The 19,929-nt window shown below is 58.1% G+C and carries 22 protein-coding genes; 12 read left to right on the forward strand and 10 right to left on the reverse strand.

Going from position 1 to position 19,929, the window contains the following annotated elements:
* Positions 1–58 precede the first annotated feature (58 nt).
* From V1566_RS03070 to tisB, 3 genes are all read right to left on the reverse strand, one after another.
* Positions 59–892 carry an EamA family transporter gene (locus V1566_RS03070; RefSeq protein WP_395305017.1) on the reverse strand — a complete coding sequence of 278 codons (834 nt, stop codon included), beginning with the start codon at positions 890–892 and terminating at the stop codon, positions 59–61.
* Positions 893–954: 62 nt separating this feature from the next.
* Positions 955–1,401 (reverse strand): GNAT family N-acetyltransferase, encoded by a 447-nt coding sequence (locus V1566_RS03075; RefSeq protein ID WP_010426532.1) that lies wholly within the window; start codon positions 1,399–1,401, stop codon positions 955–957.
* Positions 1,402–1,465: 64 nt separating this feature from the next.
* Positions 1,466–1,555 carry a type I toxin-antitoxin system toxin TisB gene (tisB, locus tag V1566_RS03080; RefSeq protein WP_023309830.1) on the reverse strand — a complete coding sequence of 30 codons (90 nt, stop codon included), beginning with the start codon at positions 1,553–1,555 and terminating at the stop codon, positions 1,466–1,468.
* Positions 1,556–2,145: 590 nt separating this feature from the next.
* On the opposite strand from tisB, the gene V1566_RS03085 reads away from it, so the two are divergent.
* The 10 genes from V1566_RS03085 (at position 2,146) to nepI (ending at position 11,760) form a co-directional block, all read left to right on the forward strand.
* On the forward strand, positions 2,146–2,565 hold the full coding sequence (locus V1566_RS03085; protein WP_139156876.1) for a type II toxin-antitoxin system HigA family antitoxin: 420 nt from the start codon (positions 2,146–2,148) through the stop codon (positions 2,563–2,565).
* Positions 2,566–2,712: 147 nt separating this feature from the next.
* Complete coding sequence (ivbL, locus tag V1566_RS03090) at positions 2,713–2,811, forward strand: ilvB operon leader peptide IvbL (protein WP_057979964.1); 99 nt, start codon at positions 2,713–2,715, stop codon at positions 2,809–2,811.
* A gap of 106 nt (positions 2,812–2,917) precedes the next feature.
* Complete coding sequence (gene ilvB, locus V1566_RS03095) at positions 2,918–4,606, forward strand: acetolactate synthase large subunit (RefSeq protein WP_148400159.1); 1,689 nt, start codon at positions 2,918–2,920, stop codon at positions 4,604–4,606.
* Positions 4,607–4,609: 3 nt separating this feature from the next.
* The gene (gene ilvN / locus V1566_RS03100; protein WP_134348271.1) at positions 4,610–4,897 is read left to right on the forward strand and encodes an acetolactate synthase small subunit; all 288 of its coding nucleotides are present in this window, start codon (positions 4,610–4,612) and stop codon (positions 4,895–4,897) included.
* An 84-nt stretch (positions 4,898–4,981) separates the two neighbouring features.
* Positions 4,982–5,575, forward strand: a complete 594-nt coding sequence (gene uhpA, locus V1566_RS03105) for a transcriptional regulator UhpA (protein WP_032626676.1) — start codon at positions 4,982–4,984, stop codon at positions 5,573–5,575.
* Entirely contained in the window at positions 5,572–7,077 is a 1,506-nt protein-coding gene (gene uhpB, locus V1566_RS03110) for a signal transduction histidine-protein kinase/phosphatase UhpB (RefSeq protein WP_395305018.1), read from the forward strand. Before uhpA ends, uhpB begins: the two co-directional genes overlap by 4 nt.
* Positions 7,070–8,380 carry an MFS transporter gene (locus tag V1566_RS03115; protein WP_395305019.1) on the forward strand — a complete coding sequence of 437 codons (1,311 nt, stop codon included), beginning with the start codon at positions 7,070–7,072 and terminating at the stop codon, positions 8,378–8,380. The genes uhpB and V1566_RS03115 overlap by 8 nt, the downstream gene beginning before the upstream one ends.
* A 132-nt stretch (positions 8,381–8,512) precedes the next feature.
* Entirely contained in the window at positions 8,513–9,904 is a 1,392-nt protein-coding gene (uhpT, locus tag V1566_RS03120) for a hexose-6-phosphate:phosphate antiporter (RefSeq protein WP_395305020.1), read from the forward strand.
* 110 nt (positions 9,905–10,014) lie between these two features.
* The gene (locus V1566_RS03125) at positions 10,015–10,467 is read left to right on the forward strand and encodes a DUF1198 domain-containing protein (protein WP_395305021.1); all 453 of its coding nucleotides are present in this window, start codon (positions 10,015–10,017) and stop codon (positions 10,465–10,467) included.
* Positions 10,468–10,569: 102 nt separating this feature from the next.
* Positions 10,570–11,760, forward strand: coding sequence for a purine ribonucleoside efflux pump NepI (nepI, locus tag V1566_RS03130; RefSeq protein ID WP_395305022.1), 1,191 nt, complete (start codon positions 10,570–10,572; stop codon positions 11,758–11,760).
* Positions 11,761–11,872: 112 nt separating this feature from the next.
* Here nepI and V1566_RS03135 read toward each other — a convergent pair whose 3' ends face one another.
* From V1566_RS03135 to V1566_RS03160, 6 genes are all read right to left on the reverse strand, one after another.
* Positions 11,873–12,778 carry a DMT family transporter gene (locus tag V1566_RS03135; protein WP_029741863.1) on the reverse strand — a complete coding sequence of 302 codons (906 nt, stop codon included), beginning with the start codon at positions 12,776–12,778 and terminating at the stop codon, positions 11,873–11,875.
* Between the two features lie 134 nt (positions 12,779–12,912).
* Positions 12,913–14,292, reverse strand: a complete 1,380-nt coding sequence (locus V1566_RS03140) for a carbohydrate porin (protein ID WP_023309838.1) — start codon at positions 14,290–14,292, stop codon at positions 12,913–12,915.
* A 136-nt stretch (positions 14,293–14,428) separates the two neighbouring features.
* Positions 14,429–14,731 (reverse strand): PTS lactose/cellobiose transporter subunit IIA, encoded by a 303-nt coding sequence (locus tag V1566_RS03145; protein WP_029741865.1) that lies wholly within the window; start codon positions 14,729–14,731, stop codon positions 14,429–14,431.
* A 5-nt stretch (positions 14,732–14,736) separates the two neighbouring features.
* Complete coding sequence (locus tag V1566_RS03150) at positions 14,737–16,113, reverse strand: glycoside hydrolase family 1 protein (RefSeq protein ID WP_395305023.1); 1,377 nt, start codon at positions 16,111–16,113, stop codon at positions 14,737–14,739.
* Between the two features lie 17 nt (positions 16,114–16,130).
* The gene (locus V1566_RS03155) at positions 16,131–17,456 is read right to left on the reverse strand and encodes a PTS sugar transporter subunit IIC (RefSeq protein ID WP_395305024.1); all 1,326 of its coding nucleotides are present in this window, start codon (positions 17,454–17,456) and stop codon (positions 16,131–16,133) included.
* Positions 17,457–17,467: 11 nt separating this feature from the next.
* Entirely contained in the window at positions 17,468–17,782 is a 315-nt protein-coding gene (locus V1566_RS03160; protein WP_023333974.1) for a PTS sugar transporter subunit IIB, read from the reverse strand.
* A 293-nt stretch (positions 17,783–18,075) separates the two neighbouring features.
* On the opposite strand from V1566_RS03160, the gene V1566_RS03165 reads away from it, so the two are divergent.
* A complete protein-coding gene (locus V1566_RS03165) occupies positions 18,076–19,026 on the forward strand; it encodes a LacI family DNA-binding transcriptional regulator (RefSeq protein ID WP_395305025.1) in 951 nt (316 codons plus the stop codon).
* Positions 19,027–19,071: 45 nt separating this feature from the next.
* Here the strand turns inward: V1566_RS03165 and V1566_RS03170 are convergent, their stop codons facing one another.
* Positions 19,072–19,521, reverse strand: coding sequence for a YicS family protein (locus V1566_RS03170; RefSeq protein WP_395305026.1), 450 nt, complete (start codon positions 19,519–19,521; stop codon positions 19,072–19,074).
* Between V1566_RS03170 and V1566_RS03175 the strand changes: the two genes are divergently transcribed.
* A complete protein-coding gene (locus V1566_RS03175) occupies positions 19,508–19,927 on the forward strand; it encodes a GNAT family N-acetyltransferase (protein ID WP_395305027.1) in 420 nt (139 codons plus the stop codon). The two genes, V1566_RS03170 and V1566_RS03175, sit on opposite strands and share 14 nt — an antisense overlap.
* The last annotated feature ends 2 nt before the right edge of the window (positions 19,928–19,929 follow it).

A 19,929-nucleotide genomic window follows, 5' to 3' on the forward strand; every position in this document is an offset into this window, starting at 1 on the left:
AAAAAACCGGGTAAGGCAGGATTTGTAAACAAGAACGGCAACTAATGTTGCCAGTGATTTACGCCAGGCGCAGCAGAATGGCGCCGCCAGCAATACCCAGTGCAGCTACAATGCGCAGACCCGCAACCTTCTCTTTTAAAAGGACAAACGCGATCAGTGCCCCAAAGAGTATGGAGGTTTCACGCAGCGCTGCGACCACCGCCAGCGGTGCCTGCGTCATTGCCCAAAGCGCCAGACCGTAAGAGCCCATGGTGCCAACGCCGCCGAGCAACCCCTTTTTCCAGTGCAGGCGCAGGTAGCCGGACGCCTCGCGTCGACGCGCGACCATTGCCCAGCTCAGCAGGCAGAAGCCGTTCATAAAGAAGGTCCACAGCGTATAGCCCAGCGCGGTGTCGGACAGCCGCACGCCGGTGCCGTCCACCAGCGTGTAGCCTGCGATGAAACAGGCGTTCAGCAGTGCCAGCCAGATCCCTTTGCGTGACTGCATACGGCCATGCATCGCCATAATGAGAATCGACAGGCAGATCACGCCAATGCCGGACCAGGCGAGCCATGAGAGGCTATCGCCGAGCGCCAGCACGCTTACCAGCGCCACCAGCAGCGGGGCGGTGCCGCGCATCAGCGGATAGGTCTGGCTCATGTCAGAGACCTGATAGGTCTTCGCTACCAGCACGGTGTACACCACCTGTAAGGCACAGGAGACAATCAAAAACGGCCAGCTGGCAGCAGATGGCTGTGGAGAAAACGGCAGTAAGACCAGAGCGATAACCGTGGCGGAGCCGCTGACGCTTATTGCGGAATAGAGCTTGTCCGTTCCGGCCTTAACGATGGCGTTCCAGCTCGCATGCAGCAGCGCGGCGAAGAGCAAAATGCAGAATACGGTGAGGGTCATGGCGTATCGGGTGATGAATTGTCACTCAACTGTAACATTCACATCCTGATGCTGCCAGCCGGTTACACCGCACAAAAAAGGCGGTGTGTCACCCGCGGTTCGTCTGAGACCATCGTAAAACCCGCCCGATTATAAAACCCGCAGGCACTGTCCGGCGCATGGGTATTCAGGAAATCAAACCAGATGCTGGCATCGGCCATGACCACGGTCAAAAGCTGTTTGCCAATGCCCAGCCCGCGGCACTTCTCGCTGACGTAGAGATGGCGAATACGTCCGGCGCGCGGCTGCTGGCTGAACGGATCGCGGTTGAGGCCGCACACGCCGACCAGCTTGCCGTTGAGAAACGCACCCAGCAGTTTTTCACCCGGCGCGTTAAAGCGGTTCTCACCGCGCTGCCAGTTCTCTTCCAGCCTGCGCAGCATGTTGAAATTCAATGCGATACTTTCCGCTTTCAGGGCGATATACCCCGGCTCATCCGGTGTGACAGGCTCAATTAACAGACGCGACATAGCATTCCCTCGTTATTAAAGAGGGGCGGTTGCCCGCCCCTCTCAGGTGCGACTTGAACCTGAATTACCGAAGGAATTTCAGGACAGCATCAAGCAGTTGCAGTACAGCAACAATGAGTTTGAGGATAAGTATCACCATATCCACTACGCTCATACGCGTCTCCTTTTGGTTAAAAGGAGCACGATGCTGGCGTACCTTTCCGCCACCTGTTGCCAGCACCTGGATTGACGTAACACAGTGTGCTCACTTCAGGGGTTAAGGCACTGACGGCACCACCCGTTTCAGCCAGGACTTCGTTGCGCCGGTAGAACTGCGGCCCCCTCGCTCACTGCGAACACCCTCAGTATAGATAAATACTGTATGCATGAACAGTATTTTATGGACAAAATTTGGAAGGCGATCCATACTCAAAAACGTCAAAATCCGTGCCGGAATTGCGCGTTCGTCTTCGATCGCGTATACTTTTTTGCGTTGACGTAACACAGTGTGTTCTGCGGCGACCAACCGCAAAACCCTGATAAAAACCTCGCTTAGGCGGGGTTTTTTGTTTTCTGGTCTGCTCAAAAAAGATGGCTGTTGACTTATTGGCAACGAATGTCATCATTGCCATAATGGCAACGGACGCGGCAGGCATGCAGTATGCATTTAATCTCTATGAAAGCTATTTTGGATGCGGTAACCCAGTTTCCCCAGCATAAGGAATATGACCGTTTTACGGAGAAACATCGCACTAAGGGGAAGAAATGATGATCGTCGCTGATGCAATGAAAGCTACGCATGCCCTTGTTGCGGCCGTTCCTTTACTGGGTGAACAGCCGAGCGAGAAAGATTATAAGGATGCGCTTGAGCTGGTTGAGTATCTGCTCATGAATGAGCCCGATAGTCCCTTGCTGGATATTGTGTGCGCCAGGATTAGCCGTTACGAAGCCAATCGGCCAGAGATAGTCGCATTACGCAAGGAGATGGAGTCCGTTCCTGTCGGTATTGCGGTTTTAAGAACCTTGATGGATCAGTACAACCTGACGATATCGGATTTTCAGGATGAAATTGGCAGTAAATCAATGGTTTCACGGGTCCTGAATGGTCAAAGACAGCTTACGCTGAACCATATTAAAAAGCTGGCGGCCAGATTTGGGGTATCACCAGCTCTGTTTATTGAGTGAGTTAAAACCGACTTTTTGAGTGTCATCACTCAACAAACGAAACGTGATCCCTGACGCATTTTTGCGCAGATGAAAATATTTCCATTGTCACGCCCGAAAACCTGTGTTTGTATAAATTCCATCAATGATTCCAAACACAGGTCCCCAATGACTTCATCCATCTTCACTTCGACCCTACTAAAAACTGCGCAACCAGCCGCAGTGGTCGTCGTGCGTGTGGTGGTGGTCGTCGGCAATGCGCCGTAGGGACTGGATCAACACACGAATCCAAAACCCCGCCGGCGCAAACCGGGCGGGGTTTTTCGTTTAAGAGCCTCCCCGGAAAGTCGGCCCAGAAGAAAAGGACTGGAGCATGGCAATTTCGGGCACAACATCCACGAAGACGCGTTTCACCGGCGCGCAGCTGATCGTTCATTTGCTGGAACGACAGGGCATCACTACCGTTGCGGGTATCCCGGGCGGCACGGTGCTGCCGCTGTACGATGCGTTGAGCCAAAGCACGCAGATCCGCCACGTGCTGGCGCGCCACGAGCAGGGGGCAGGCTTTATCGCTCAGGGCATGGCGCGCACGCAGGGCAAACCGGCGGTCTGCATGGCCTGCAGCGGCCCGGGCGCAACCAACCTGGTGACCGCCATCGCCGACGCGCGCCTCGACTCTATACCGCTGATCTGCATTACCGGCCAGGTACCGTCTTCGATGATCGGTACCGATGCGTTCCAGGAAGTGGATACCTACGGCATCTCTATCCCCATCACCAAACATAACTATTTAGTTCGCGATATCAGCGAGCTGCCTCAGGTTATCAGCGATGCGTTCCGCATTGCGCAGTCTGGCCGCCCGGGCCCGGTGTGGATAGACATTCCTAAGGATGTCCAGACCGCAGAGATCGAGATCGACGTGCTGCCGGAGCCGGGCGACCGTGCGCCCGCGCCGGCATTCAGCGCTGAGAGCGTGCGCGATGCCGCCGCCATGATTAACGCCGCCAAACGCCCGGTGCTCTATCTGGGCGGCGGAGCGATTAACGCCGCGGATGAAATCCGCCAGTTTGCGGAAAAAGCCAACCTGCCGACCACCATGACCCTGATGGCGCTCGGCATGCTGCCCAAAGCGCACCCGCTCTCTCTCGGCATGCTGGGCATGCACGGCGCGCGCAGCACCAACTACATCCTGCAAGAAGCGGATTTGCTGATCGTTATGGGCGCACGTTTTGATGACCGGGCGATCGGCAAAACTGAGCAGTTCTGCCCGAATGCCAAAATCATTCACGTGGATATCGACCGCGCCGAGTTGGGTAAAATCAAGCAGCCGCACGTGGCGATTCAGGGCGACGTGGCGGAGGTGCTGGCGCAGCTGATCCCGCAGACGGACGCAGCCGACCGCGCCGACTGGCGCCAACTGGTGGCCGATCTGCAGCGCGAGTTCCCGGGCGCCATCCCAACCGAAGGCGACCCGCTGAGCCACTACGGGCTGATCAACGCCGTGGCCGCCTGCGTGGACGACAGCGCGATTATCACCACCGACGTGGGTCAGCATCAGATGTGGACCGCCCAGGCCTACCCGCTGAACCGTCCGCGTCAGTGGCTGACCTCCGGCGGTCTGGGCACTATGGGCTTTGGCCTGCCCGCAGCCGTAGGCGCGGCGCTGGCGAATCCGGACCGCAAGGTCATCTGCTTCTCCGGCGACGGCAGCCTGATGATGAACATTCAGGAAATGGCGACCGCGGCCGAAAACCAGTTAGACGTGAAAATCATCCTGATGAACAACGAGGCGCTGGGTCTGGTGCACCAGCAGCAGAGCCTGTTCTACAAGCAGGGCGTGTTTGCGGCGACCTATCCGGGGATGATTAACTTTATGCAGATTGCCGCCGGCTTTGGCCTGCATACCTGCGATCTGAACGCGGAAGAAGACGCCCACGCGGCGCTGCAGGCGGCGATTTCTCGCCCCGGCCCGGCGCTGATCCACGTGCGTATCGACCCTGAACAAAAAGTGTATCCGATGGTGCCGCCGGGTGCGGCAAATACTGAGATGGTGGGAGAATAAGCCATGCAGAAACAACATGATAACGTCATTCTGGAACTCACCGTCCGCAACCACCCTGGCGTCATGACCCACGTCTGCGGGCTGTTTGCCCGCCGGGCGTTTAACGTGGAAGGCATTCTCTGTCTGCCGATTCAGGGTAGCGAGCACAGCCGCATCTGGCTGCTGGTCAACGATGACCAGCGTCTGGAGCAGATGATGGCCCAGATCGACAAGCTGGAAGACGTTACCAAAGTGGCGCGCAACCAGTCCGATCCCGCCATGTTTAACAAAATTGCGGTGTTTTTCGAATAAAGATCGCTTAAGGTAAGCGTCTTTCGCTCTTGTAGGCCGGATAAGCGCAGCGCCATCCGGCGTTTTCAGACCGCAGGAAGACACATGACCACCATCGCTCTCATCGACGACCACCTTATCGTCCGCTCCGGATTCGCCCAGCTTCTGAACCTCGAACCGGATTTCCAGGTCGTGGCCGAGTTTGGCTCCGGTCGTGAGGCGCTGGCGGGCCTGCCGGGACGCGGGGTGCAGGTCTGTATCTGCGACATCTCAATGCCGGATCTCTCCGGGCTGGAACTGCTAAGCCAGCTGCCGAAGGGCATGGCGACGATTATGCTGTCGGTCCACGACAGCCCGGCGCTGGTCGAGCAGGCGCTCAACGCGGGTGCGCGCGGCTTCCTCTCTAAACGCTGTAGCCCCGACGAACTGATCGCAGCGGTGCGCACCGTTTCTACCGGCGGCTGCTATTTAACGCCGGATATCGCCATCAAGCTGGCGGCCGGACGTCAGGATCCGCTCACCAGACGCGAGCGTCAGGTTGCGGAAAAACTCGCGCAGGGGATGTCGGTAAAAGAGATTGCCGCCGAGCTGGAACTGTCCCCGAAAACCGTGCACGTTCACCGCGCCAACCTGATGGAAAAACTTAACGTCAGCAACGACGTCGAGCTGGCGCGCCGCATGTTCGACAGCTGGCAATGAGTCCCGTCTTTTCGCGGCTGATCGCCGTTGTCGCCAGCTTTTTTATCTTCTCCGCCGCCTGGTTTTGCCTGTGGAGCATCAGCCTGCACCTGGTGGAACGCCCCGAGCTGGCGGTGCTGCTGTTTCCCTTCGGCCTGCGTCTGGGCTTAATGCTCCAGTGCCCGCGCGCCTACTGGCCGGTTTTGCTCGGCGCAGAGTGGCTGATGCTGGTCTGGCTGGCGCAGGAAGTCGCTCTGGCGCATCTGCCCTTATTGATGACCGGAAGCCTGCTCACGCTTCTCCCGGTTGCGCTGATTTCCCGCTACCGCCACCAGCGCGACTGGCGCACGCTGCTGCGTCAGGGGGCGGCGCTGATTGCCGCCGCGCTGCTGCAGTCGCTTCCGTGGGTCGGCGAGAAGGAGATGCTCAACGCCCTGCTGCTGACCCTCACCGGCGGCCTGACGCTGGCCCCAACCTGCCTCGTGATCTGGCACTACCTCACCAGCACCGTCTGGCAGCCGCTCGGCCCGGCGCTGGTTTCCCAACCGGTGAACTGGCGCGCCCGGCACCTCATCTGGTATCTGCTGCTGTTTGTGGTGAGCCTGTGGCTCCAGCTTGGCCTGCCCGCCGAGCTTTCACGCTTTACTCCATTTTGCCTTGCGCTCCCAATTATCGCCCTGGCCTGGCACTACGGCTGGCAGGGGGCGCTGATTGCGACGCTGATGAACGCCATCGCGCTGATTGCCAGCCAGACCTGGCACGATCATCCGGTGGATCTGCTGCTTTCCCTGCTGGCCCAGAGCCTGACCGGGCTGTTGCTCGGCGCGGGCATACAGCGTCTGCGCGAGCTGAATCAGTCCCTGCAAACCGAGCTGGCGCGCAACCGCCGTCTGGCGGAGCGTCTGCTGGAGACGGAAGAGAGCGTGCGGCAGGAGGTCGCCCGCGAGCTGCACGACGATATCGGCCAGACCATCACCGCTATCCGCACCCAGGCGGGCATTGTCCAGCGCCTGGCGGCGGAAAACGCGGGCGTGAAGCAGGGTGGGGCGCATATCGAACAGCTTTCGCTGGGTGTCTATGACTCCGTTCGCCGCCTGTTAGGACGGCTGCGCCCGCGCCAGCTTGACGACCTTACGCTTGAGCAGGCTGTGCGTTCCCTGATGCGCGAGATGGAGCTGGAAAGCCGCGGAATCGTCAGCCATCTCGACTGGCGTATTAATGAAGCCACCCTGAGCGAAGGCCAGCGCGTGACGCTGTTCCGCGTCTGTCAGGAGGGGCTGAACAATATCGTCAAGCACGCCAGCGCCAGCGCGGTCACGATCCAGGGCTGGCAGCAGGACGAGCGCCTGATGCTGGTGATTGAAGACGACGGCTGCGGCCTGCCGCCGGGATCCGGCCAGCAGGGCTTTGGCCTGGCGGGCATGCGCGAGCGCGTGAAGGCGCTCGGCGGCACGCTGAGCATCTCCTGCACCCACGGAACGCGCGTGAGCGTCAGCCTGCCGCTACGGAGTTACCATGTTTAAAACCCCTGCCAGCGCCGCGCCGATAGGCGACAAAGCGGAAATCGACGCCCGCTACCGCTACTGGCGTCGCCATATCCTGATGACCATCTGGCTCGGCTACGCGCTGTTCTACTTCACCCGCAAAAGCTTCAACGCCGCCGCGCCGGAAATCCTCGCCAGCGGCGTGATGACGCGCACCGATATCGGCCTGCTGGCGACGCTGTTTTACATCACCTACGGCCTGTCGAAGTTCTTCTCCGGCATCGTCAGCGACCGCTCCAACGCGCGCTATTTTATGGGCGTTGGGCTGATCGCCACCGGCGTGGTGAACATCCTGTTTGGTTTCTCCACCTCGCTGTGGGCCTTTGCCCTGCTGTGGGCGCTGAACGCCTTTTTCCAGGGCTGGGGCGCGCCGGTCTGCGCTCGCCTGCTCACCGCCTGGTATTCGCGCAACGAGCGCGGCGGCTGGTGGGCAATCTGGAACACCGCGCATAACGTCGGCGGGGCGCTGATCCCGATGGTGGTGGGCGCGGCGGCGCTACACTACGGCTGGCGCGCGGGGATGATGATTGCCGGTGGCCTCGCTATTGTCGCCGGGCTGTTCCTCTGCTGGCGCCTGCGCGACAGGCCGCAAACCGTCGGCCTGCCTCCGGTGGGCGACTGGCGGCACGACGAGATGGAGATTGCCCAGCAGCAGGAGGGCGCGGGGCTGACCCGCAGGGAGATCCTCACCAAATACGTGCTGAAAAACCCGTATATCTGGCTGCTGTCGCTCTGCTACGTGCTGGTCTACGTGGTGCGCGCGGCCATCAACGACTGGGGTAATCTGTACATGTCCGAGACGCTCGGCGTGGACCTGGTGACCGCCAACTCGGCGGTGACGATGTTCGAGCTGGGTGGGTTTATCGGCGCGCTGGTGGCAGGCTGGGGATCGGACAAGCTGTTCAACGGCAACCGCGGCCCGATGAACCTGATTTTCGCCGCCGGGATTTTGCTCTCCGTCGGCTCGCTGTGGCTGATGCCGTTCGCCAGCTACGTGATGCAGGCGGCGTGCTTCTTCACCATCGGCTTCTTCGTGTTTGGACCGCAGATGCTGATCGGCATGGCGGCGGCGGAGTGTTCCCACAAAGAGGCGGCAGGCGCGGCGACGGGCTTTGTCGGGCTGTTTGCCTACCTCGGCGCATCGCTCTCCGGCTGGCCGCTGGCGCGGGTGATCGACGTCTGGCACTGGAGCGGTTTCTTTGCGGTGATCGCCATCGCGGCGGGGATATCCGCCCTGCTGCTGCTGCCGTTTTTGCACGCCCAGTCACCGCGCGAAGCGTGATGCGCCTCACCTTTTCGCCCCGAGTGGCGAAAAACTAAGAAATTTTCCCGGTTTTACCTGGACGCTGTCTCAGGCATCTCTCCCGGCTGGTTTTTACAATGCTGCAAAAATCAGCTCAGGAGTAACTCAGTCATGCTGGCCTTCTTAAATCAGGTGCGCAAGCCGACCCTGGATCTGCCGCTCGACGTGCGGCGCAAGATGTGGTTCAAACCGTTCATGCAGTCTTATCTGGTGGTCTTCATCGGCTACCTGACCATGTACCTGATCCGCAAAAACTTTAACATCGCGCAGAACGACATGATCTCAACCTACGGGCTGAGCATGACGCAACTGGGGATGATCGGCCTGGGGTTCTCCATCACCTACGGCGTGGGGAAAACACTGGTTTCCTACTACGCGGACGGCAAAAACACCAAGCAGTTCCTGCCGTTTATGCTAATCCTCTCCGCCATCTGTATGCTCGGCTTCAGCGCCAGCATGGGCGCGGGCTCCGTCAGCCTGTTTATGATGATCGCCTTCTACGCTCTGAGCGGTTTCTTCCAGAGTACCGGCGGGTCGTGCAGCTACTCCACCATCACCAAATGGACCCCGCGCCGTAAGCGTGGTTCGTACCTCGGCATGTGGAACATCTCCCACAACCTCGGCGGTGCCGGTGCGGCTGGCGTGGCGCTGTTTGGCGCAAACTACCTGTTCGACGGCCACGTGATCGGTATGTTTATCTTCCCGTCGATTATCGCCCTGATCGTCGGCTTTATCGGCCTACGCTACGGCAGCGACTCCCCGGAATCGTACGGCCTCGGCAAAGCCGAAGAGCTGTTCGGCGAGGAGATCAGCGAAGAGGACAAAGAGACCGAAGAAAACGAGATGTCCAAATGGCAGATCTTTGTTGAGTACGTGCTGAAAAACAAAGTGATCTGGCTGCTGTGCTTCTCAAACATCTTCCTCTACGTGGTGCGTATCGGCATCGACCAGTGGTCGACCGTGTATGCCTTCCAGGAGCTGAAGCTCTCTAAAGAAGTGGCGATTCAGGGCTTCACCCTGTTCGAAGTGGGCGCGCTGGTCGGCACGCTGCTTTGGGGCTGGCTCTCGGATCTCGCCAACGGCCGTCGTGCGCTGGTAGCCTGCGTCGCGCTGGCGCTGATTATCGCCACGCTTGGCGTGTACCAGCATGCCAGCAACCAGTACGTTTACCTGGCGTCCCTGTTCGCGCTCGGCTTCCTGGTATTTGGTCCGCAGCTGCTGATCGGCGTGGCGGCAGTCGGCTTCGTCCCGAAAAAAGCGATCGGCGCCGCCGATGGGATTAAGGGCACCTTCGCCTACCTGATCGGCGACAGCTTCGCCAAGCTGGGTCTGGGGATGATCGCCGACGGCACACCGATTTTCGGCCTCACCGGCTGGGCGGGCACCTTCGCGGCGCTGGATGCGGCAGCGATCGGCTGTATCGTCCTGATGGCGATGGTCGCGGTGTTGGAAGAACGTAAGATTCGCCGTGAAAATCGTGCGCAGAAATTAAAAACAGCCTGAGTGTGCAGGTAACTTCTTTGCCCGGTGTGTGATGCCGGGCTTTTTTATGCCTGTCGCTGTCGACGCCGTGTGTTTCCCGCTATGATGAGCGGCTGATGTAAGGAGAACACATGGTCTGGATAATGCTGGCAACGCTTGCTGTGGTCTTTGTGGTGGGATTTCGCGTCCTGACCTCAGATTCCCGCCGCGCCATCAAACGCTTAAGCGAGCGTCTGGGGATCACCCCGGTGCCGGTTGAGTCGATGATCGACCAGTTTGGTAAAACGTCGGGCAATGAGTTTATCCGCTACCTTGAGCGGCCGGACGAGGCGCATTTGCAAAACGCGGCGCAGGTGCTGCTCATCTGGCAGGTCTGCATTGTCGACGGTAGCGAAGAGAACCTGCATACATGGCACCGCATGCTGCGTAAAGCCCGCCTTGCCGCACCGATTACCGATGCGCAAATTCGTCTGGCGCTTGGCTTTATGCGCGAGATGGAGCCCGATCCGCAAGAGCTTAACGCTTTCCAGCTGCGCTATAACCAGCTCTTCCTGCCGGAAGAGGGCGTGTTTTACCTGCATTGATCCCCTGTAAAAACGACAAAAGTTGTCAAATCGTTAAATTCGTCACACTTTTGATGATAAACTGCGCGACTTTTCCGCACGTTTTTATCTTCAGGTGACGCCATGACAGAACATATCCAGCCCACGACCAGACCGCAGACCAACGAGGTTTCTCGCCCCAACTGGTCGGCCGTTTTCGCCGTGGCGTTCTGCGTTGCATGTCTGATTACCGTTGAGTTTCTGCCGGTGAGCCTGCTGACGCCGATGGCGCAGGATCTGGGCATTTCCGAAGGCGTGGCGGGTCAGTCTGTTACCGTCACCGCGTTTGTGGCGATGTTCGCCAGCCTGTTTATCACGCAGGTGATTGGCGCAATTGACCGCCGTAAAGTGGTCATTCTTTTCAGCGTGCTGCTGACGCTCTCCTGCCTGCTGGTCTCCTTTGCTGAAAGCTTCACTCTGCTGCTGCTCGGTCGCGCCTGTCTGGGGCTGGGGCTCGGCGGCTTCTGGGCGATGTCGGCCTCGCTGACCATGCGCCTGGTGCCCGCGCGTACGGTGCCAAAGGCTCTGTCCGTTATCTTCGGTGCAGTCTCTATCGCGTTGGTGATTGCCGCGCCGCTCGGTAGCTTCCTCGGTGGGATTATCGGCTGGCGTAACGTCTTCAACGCCGCGGCGGTGATGGGCCTGCTCTGCATCATTTGGGTGTGGAAAGCGCTACCGACTTTGCCGGGCGAAGCGGCGCACCACAAACAAAACATGTTTGCGCTGCTGAAGCGCCCCGGTGTGCTGGCGGGGATGACGGCGATCTTTATGTCCTTTGCCGGGCAGTTTGCCTTCTTTACCTATATCCGCCCGGTGTTTATGACCATGGCGGGCTTTGACGTCGACGGCCTGACGCTGGTGCTGTTGAGCTTCGGTATCGCCAGCTTTGTCGGCACCTCGCTGTCGTCCCCGTTCCTGAAACGCTCCCTGAAGTTTGCGCTGGCGGGCGCGCCGCTGGTGCTGGCGCTGAGCGCGGCGGTGCTGGTGCTGTGGGGCAGCGACAAGTGGGTGGCGTCTGCCATCGCGATTATCTGGGGCTTTGCCTTTGCGCTGGTGCCGGTGGGCTGGTCGACGTGGATCACCCGAACGCTGGCCGATCAGGCTGAAAAAGCCGGGTCGATTCAGGTGGCGGTGATCCAGCTGGCGAATACCTGCGGGGCGGCCATTGGCGGCGTGGCGCTCGACCATCTGGGGCTGACATCGCCGCTGGTAATTTCCGGCACGCTGATGCTGCTGACGGCACTGCTGGTGGCGGGGAAGGTGAAGGCGAAATAGTAAATTTTCCCCCTCACCCTAACCCTCTCCCCATAGGGGAGAGGGGACTGCTCGGTGCTGTCTTTTCACCCTCGCCCCTTTGGGGGGAGGGCCGGGGTGAGGGGACATCAGGCTACGCCGATGTCTGAACCCGTCTTCTCGAATCCATCGAAATCAGCACCACCGACGACACAATCAGCAGCGTCCCCAGCCAGTCCGGCAGGGTAAACGCCACGCCCAGCAAAATCACCGACAGTAACGCGCTGCTCAGCGGCTCGGCGCAGCTCAGAATGCTCGCCTTCGGCCCGCCGATCATCTGTGCGCCTTTCAGGTACAGGCTGAACGTCAGCGCGGTGCCAATCACCACCAGATAGAAAAACGCCAGCAGCAGGCTGCCGTCAATCACGAACGTGGTCCCGCGCCCGGCGTAGAACGGCGTCAGCATTAACCCGGCAATCAACATGCTCCAGCCGACAATCGGCAGCGTGCCGTAGCGGGCGATCAGCGTTGACGGATAGGTGGTGTAAAACGCGGCGGCAAACGCCGAGGCGATGCCGAAGAACAGCGCGGCAGGTGAGATGGAGAGCGAGGTTGGGTCGCCGTGGGTGACCAGCAGAAACGTACCGACAAGCGACGTCATGATGGCCGACAGCACAAACACGCCGGGACGTTTTTTCCGCGCCAGAGCGAACCAGGCCACAATGATGGTCGGCGACAGAAACTGCAGCACGGTAGCGGTCGCGGCGTTAGATTTCTCAATCGTCAGCAGGAAGGTGAGCTGCACGGTAAGCGCGCCGACCAGCGAGAAAATCAGCAGGCTGAGGGCATCTTTGCGATGTTTGATGACCGAGAAAATCTTGTCGCCGTGAACGAAGGAGAGCGTCAGCAAGATCACGCCGGTAAACAGCAGGCGAACCATGGTCAGATAAGGCGAAGAAATGTGGCTTTTCTCCATGATGTACTGCGCGCAAACCCCCGAACTGCCCCATAAAACGGCGGCGATCAGGACGTTCAGCATTCCTTTACGTGTGGAACCCATGTTCTCCCCTGCGATGTTAATTTTTTTCTAGCATAACATGGGATCTTACCGGGTGGCGCTGCGCTTACCCGGCCTACAAGGTTTTGTAGGCCCGTGCAAGCGCAGCGCCGCCGGGCGAAACAAACGGCGCTGTACTAGAACCACGCCTCCCACATCGCGCCGACGTTGAAGTCGTCGAGGGTTTCGTCTTTGGTGTTGTTCACGCGCGCGGTGCGTTCGTTATCCACCTTGCCGCCGGTCACGTAGAAGCGCAGCATCGGGCGGAACTCCGGCCCCATTGCGATAGACATGTTCTGCGACAGGGTCAGCTTCCAGCCCTTGTTGTCGCCGCCGTTGTCGTAATCCACATGCTGCCAGCCCGCTTCCAGCCAGGTGGAGTGAACGTCGTTCCACCAGTGCATTGGGCGCACGATGGCGTTGTAGTTCTTGCGGTTGTCGGTCTTGTCGCGGCTGTTGTCGTAGTCGTGGAAGGCGAGGATGTACTCCACCTGCGTCGCCTGGGTGAATTTGTACAGCCCTTCGAAGCTGGCGTAAACCGTGGTCAGATCCTCGGTTTTGTTGAACACGCTGTTGTCCGCGTTATCGGAGTAGCGGGCAATCACCTTGTTCACGCCGCTGTCGTTGGTGTGGCTCAGCACCACGCCGCCCTGCCAGGCGTTCAGACGTTCGTCGCTCTCCACCGCCTTGGAGTCAAAGCCGTAGTTGGCGTACAGCTCCATGTCGATCGGGCCAAGCTTCATGCCGTGGATTTTTGATGTCGCGGCGTAGTTGCCTTTGTCGCCCGTGCCGGAACCGCCGGTACAGGTGATGCGCGACGGGTTGGCTTCATCTTCCATCACTTCCGGGCTACAGGATTCCACCGCCGCCACGGCGGCCACGTCGAACTGCACGCCGCCGATATCGAAGTTCTTCACCCCGGCGCCCTGGCCGTCGTGGTTCATCCAGAAGTAGTCGTTGATGCCCTGCTGCGGACGCTGGTGGAAGTCACGGCCGGCCCAGAAATAGGCGTTCGGGTTGGAGGCCATAATGTTGGTCACCCCCGCGTAGGCTTTTTTCAGGTTAACTTCGTCGCCCCAGTGGTCGATCATCACGTTGATGTCCCAGATGGCGCCGTTTTCACCCTTGAAGGCCTTTGAAAGCTGGAATTCCCCGCCGTTGCCTTCGTTGCCCAGACGACCAATCGCGGACGCGCCGTTGTAGGAGCCGTCCACCGCCACATATTTCTGATCGGCGGCCTGGAAGTGCGCGCCGTAGCGGGCGTAGCCGGTAAATTTAATCCCGAACGGGATCGCCATATCGGGAGATTGTGCCGCGCTTTGCGGCTCGGTCACCACGTCCGCTTTTTTCGCGACCGCGGCATCCATTTTGGCCTGACGTTCAGCCAGGGCTTTATCCACTGCTTTCGCCACAATGGCGTCGATTTGCTCCTGGGTGAATTCTTGTGCGAGCACGGAAATTGGGCAAAGCGCGGCGATAACCGCCATGGTTAATGGAAGTTTTTTAATCGTATTCATGGTTATCTCAATATAGTTTAATTTTATTCAGACAATAACCATCCCGCTCCGATCTGACAGAGTATGTCGCTATCATCAGAACAAGTGGATCTCTATTTAGGGTACAGAGGTATTACAGTAATTATTTCGCCATAGACTATCTCTGATATAAATGAATAATTTCTTCGGATAATTCACGCGCTAATAAGGAGTTCATTAAGTGATCCTGCGCGTGCACCATGATTAACGTCATCGGCTGGCGGCCTTCGCCCGCATCCTGCTCGATCAGTTTGGTCTGCATCTTGTGCGCCTGGCGCGCGTAGCCGTCGGCTTCGCGCAGCAGGCTTTTGGCCTCGTCAATGTTGCCCTGACGCGCCGCGTGCAGCGCTTCAAAGCACAGGCTGCGGGACTGTCCGGCATTGACGATAATTTCCATTACGGCTTCTTCTAGTGCGATCATCATTATTACTCTTTTTCAAAACTATTATTTAATGCGGTGGCGGCAAACCACTCTCCGCTTTTCTTGATGGTGCGCTGCTGCGTCTTTAAATCGAGCTGGATAAATCCATAGCGATTTTTATAGGCATTGCACCACGACCAGTTATCAATAAACGTCCACATATGGTAGCCAAGACAATTGCACCCTTCGCTAATACCCTTATGCAGCCAGGCTAAATGTTCGGAAATAAACTCGATGCGGTATTGATCGTTAATCTGGCCGTTTTCAATAAAGCGCTGCTCGTTTTCGACGCCCATGCCGTTTTCAGAAATAAAGCAGCGTGGGTTGCCGTAATTGTCGCGCAGGTTGACCAGAATATCGTAAATACCCGGCTCGTAGATTTCCCAGCCGCGGTAGGGGTTCATCTTGCGGCCCGGCATCTCGTAGTTATCAAAGAACCACTCCGGCATAAACGGCGCCTGCGGGTTCACCGCGCTGTCGCGACACTTCACGCGACGCGGCTGATAGTAGTTCACGCCGAGCAGGTCGATTTTCCCTTCCGCAATCAGGAAACCGTCTTCCGGCTTGCAGGCGGGCAGCTGATCGTAGGATTTCAGTAATGCCACCAGATCGGCCGGATACTCCCCGCGCAGCACCGGGTCGAGGAAGCTGCGGTTAAACATCAGATCCGCAACGTGCGCCGCTTTCACGTCAGCCGGGTTTTGCGAACGCGGGTATGACGGGGTCAGGTTGAGCACGATACCGATCTCACCCGCGTAATGTCCGGCGCGGTAAGCCTGAACGGCCTTCGCGTGGGCCAACACGGTGTGATACGCCACGGTAGCCGCCCGACGAAAATCCACCACGTTCGGATAGTGGAAGTCGTACAGATAACCGCCCTCCACCGGCACGATCGGCTCGTTGAAGGTAAACCAGTGCAGCACGCGATCGCCAAACAGTTCGAAGCAAATCTGCGCATAGCGGGCGTAGGCCTCCACCACGTCGCGGTTTTCCCAGCCGCCGATTTCCTGCATTGCCATCGGCATGTCGAAGTGGAAAAGGGTGATAAACGGCGTGATGCCCTGTTCATTGAGCTCATCAATGACCTGATTGTAAAAATCGACCGCTTCCGGGTTCACTTCACCGATACCGTCGGGGATCAGGCGCGCCCAGCTAATCGAGGTGCGAAAGCTGTTGTGGTTCAGCTGCTTTAACAGCTGAATATCCGTTTTCCAGTGCTGATAGAACGTGGAGGTCTGCTGCGGCCCCACGCCGTTGTGAAAACGGTTCGGCTCGCGGGCAAACCAGTAATCCCACGTGGTTTCCCCCCCTCTTGCCCCTTCCGTCTGGAGAGCGGAGCTTGCGCTGCCCCACCAGAAGTTATCGGGAAATGCATATTTCATGACGCTTCCTCTTTGACTTAATTGCTGGCTGCTTCAGCGTTACCGACAGTTGCCAGGGCTTTCTGCTCTTCGTTTTTGATGAGCGTACGCTCATAGGCGCGCAGGAACGGCAGGTACATCAGCGCGGACATCACCATACAGACCAGGCACATCACCACCGGGCTCAGCGCCCAGTTCGCCGCCCACGAGGCGCCGATCGGCGCAGGGGTGGTCCATGGGGTCAACGACACAACCTGTGCCAGCCAGCCGAGCCTGGTTGCGCCGTACGCCAGGCAGGCGTTGACCAGCGGAACGCACACGAACGGGATAAACAGCATCGGGTTCATGATGATCGGCGCGCCGAACAGAATCGGTTCGTTGATGTTAAAGAAGCTTGGCACCACGCCCATTTTGCCGATGGTGCGCAGGTGGGTAACGCGGCTGCGCAGCAGCAGGAAGGCCAGCGGCAGAGTAGAGCCCACGCCGCCAATCAGCAGGTAGTGATCCCAGAAGCCCTGCAGGTAGACGTGCGGCAGCGCGGCGCCCGCCGCCAGCGCCGCCTGGTTTGCGGAGAGGTTCGCCATCCAGAACGGGTTCATGATGCCGGTGACAATCAGCGAGCCGTGGATACCGGCGAACCAGAAAATCTGGCACAGCAGCACGGAGAGCAGAATGGCGGGCAGAGAGTCCGACGCAGAGACCAGCGGCTCCAGCAGGTGCATAATCGCCTGCGGGATGATCATTCCGGTCTGCGCTTCGATGAACAGGTTCAGCGGATGCAGCGTGCCGATCACCACCATCACCGGGATCAGGATCTCGAACGAACGCGCCACGCCGGTGGGCACTTCTTTCGGCAGGCGGATGGTCACGTTGTTCTGCTTCAGCCACGCATAGACGCGGGTGGAGTAGATGGCGGTGATCAGTGCAGTGAAGATGCCCTGGCCGGAGAGATACTGGGTCGAGATTTTGCCATCGGCATAGGGCGCGGCGACCAGCAGGAAGGCCATAAAGGCCAGCAGGCCGGACATTACCGGGTCGAGGTTAAACTGACGCCCCAGGCTTGCCCCAATTCCCACCGAGATGAAGAAGGTCATCACGCCCATGCTGAGGTTAAACGGCAGCATCAGCTGCTCGCGGTAGGTCTGGGAGAAATCCAGCCAGCCGCGGGCGAAGCTGTTGGTGGTATCCGCTGAGAACGGCGGGAAGATGAACACCAGCATAAACGAGCCGATGATCATAAACGGCAGCGCGGCGGTAAAGCCGTCGCGGATGGCAATCACATACTTTTGCTGGCCCAGCTTCGCGGCCAGCGGGGTAATTGACTGCTCAATCACCGCGACCATGGATTGATATAACGAACTCATGTGAACACCTTTTAGTGTGCCGCTTCGATGAGCGACAGAGCATAGTCCAGTACTTTATCGCCACGCTGCATGCCGTAGTCCATCATGTCGATGGGCTGCACCGGAATGCCTTGCGTCGCCGCCTTGTCTGAGAGTGTCTGTAACATGTATTTCACTTGCGGTCCGAGAAGGACGACCTGGTACTGCGGAAACTGCGTATCAAATTCGGAAACACCGTACGCATCAATCTTCACCGGCAAACCACGTTCTTTCGCGACATCGACCATTTTGCTGACCAACAGGCTGGTGGACATCCCGGCAGAGCAGCACAGCATAATCTTGAACATCGACAACCATCCTCTAAATGTAAAAAGTTATTGCGAGGATGATTGGACATTATACGGAAACCGGTTTCCATTCATAAAAGACAGAAGTGTGATACCCATCAAGATCCCTTACTTATGAGGCTAATTAACCGGATGTGCATCACATAATTTGGCTGTTTTGACATCATTTTGAGTGGAAACGGAAAATCGGTTTCCATGGAAAACGGAAACGGATATACTCCGTTCTGGCTATAATGTGAGCCGAAGCGGTCATGGAATTTGCAGGCGCGAGGTAAGCCTGTCAGGGGAAAGAGATGTCGACAATCAATGATGTATCACGTCTTGCCGGGGTGTCTAAAGCCACGGTATCGCGAGTGTTGAGTGGGTCGCGTGGCGTAAAGGAAGCCAGCCGCCAGGCCGTACTGAAAGCGGTGGATGAGCTGAACTACCGGCCTAACGTGATTGCCCAGTCGCTGCTGAGCCAGTCGACGGGCTGTATCGGGGTCATTTGCGCGCAGGAAAACATTAACCAGACCACCGGTTATCTCTACGCGCTGGAAAAACAGCTCAGCCAGCATCAAAAACACCTCCTGCTGCGCTTCGCGCACAGCAAAGCGGAAGTGATGCACGCCCTTGAAGAACTCTCCTGCGGGCTCTGTGATGATATCCTGGTGATTGGCGCCCGTTTCCCGCTGGACGTGGATATGGAAAACGTCATTCTGGTGGACTGCATGGAGTCTGATAATTCCAACAGCATTCAGTTCGATCACGCCTTTGCCGCCGAAACCGCCTGTAATTACCTCACCAGCCAGGGGCGTCGCCAGATTGCGCTGATCCACCCGCACGGCAGCGGTTTTGCCGACCAGGTCCTGCTTGGCTACAAGCATGCGCTGGAGAAAAATTTCCTGCCCTTTAATCGCAACCTGGTCTTTATGGACGCGACCTCCTCATCCGTTGCGCTGCAGGAGCTGCTTAACAACGCCAGCACCCTGAATTTCAACGCGCTTCTTGTGGCGGACGAGCAGGAAGCCCAGCGGGTGATCCCGCAGCTGCAGGCGTTTAATAAATCCGTGCCGGAGGACATTATGGTCTTCAGCCTTGCCGGATCGCTGCACCTGCCGGGTATTCCGGTGATCCCGGCGATTGAATATTCCATGGACGCGATGGCGGCACGCATTGTGAGCTGGCTGACGGAGAAAACGCAGATGCTCGGGTCCTATGTTCTGCGCGGGGATTTGATTATTCCGGATGTGCGTAAGCGTTAAAAACGTTTTCCAGGCCGGGTAAGCGCAGCGCCACCCGGCGAGAACTCAGTAATCTTCCAGACAATCCACCTGACCAACCGCTGCCCAGTAGGCGTCCAGGTTGTCGCGCTTCACGGCGGTGATGGCGTTTTTGATCAGCAGCTGATTGGCCTCGGATGACAAAATCATCTCCTGCCAGGCCTTATCGCTCTGCTTTTTCTGTGGCGTACAGGTTTTCTTAATATCTTTCAGGACCTGCTGCTTAATTTGCGCCTCTTTTGCCGGATCCTCCTTTTCCTGAGCATGGACAAACGCGGCGAAGAGCAGACAAACCAGCAGGCAGACCAGGTGCGCAGCTTTCATCGAAACCCCCTTTAAGAGACACATGCTTCCCATGAAATATATCGTTACATTCAGTGTAGCGACGCCAGTCGAAAGTATGAATTTTCTCCAGGAGATCTGTGTGAGATAGTGAAACGGCACAGATAACAAGGAAAAAAATATGCACCTGAGCATTACTAATGCGGTCACGCCGCAGGAAAAAGAAGAATTACTCACTGGCCTGAGAGCCTACAATGCGCAGTTTCTGGATCTGTCCACATTTAGCGGGGATATTGGCGTTTACGTGCGGGACGAAAACGGCACCATGCTCGGCGGGCTAATTGGGGTACGTAAAGGCGACTGGCTGAATATTGATTTTCTGTGGGTGAGCGACGCCGTGCGCGGATCCGGCGTCGGCAGCCAGCTCATCAAAACGGCCGAAGCTGAAGCCAGACGCAAAGGCTGCAAGCACGCGCTGGTCGATACCGCCAGCTTCCAGGCGCGCCCGTTCTATGAAAAACAGGGGTACCGGCTACAGATGTCTTTGCAGGATTATCCTTATTCTGGCATGCAGCGACATTATCTGGCAAAAGCGCTTTAAGC

Origin of the sequence: Enterobacter sp. ECC-019 (genome assembly GCF_043974075.1) — a bacterium.
GTDB classification, from domain to species: domain Bacteria; phylum Pseudomonadota; class Gammaproteobacteria; order Enterobacterales; family Enterobacteriaceae; genus Enterobacter; species Enterobacter asburiae_D.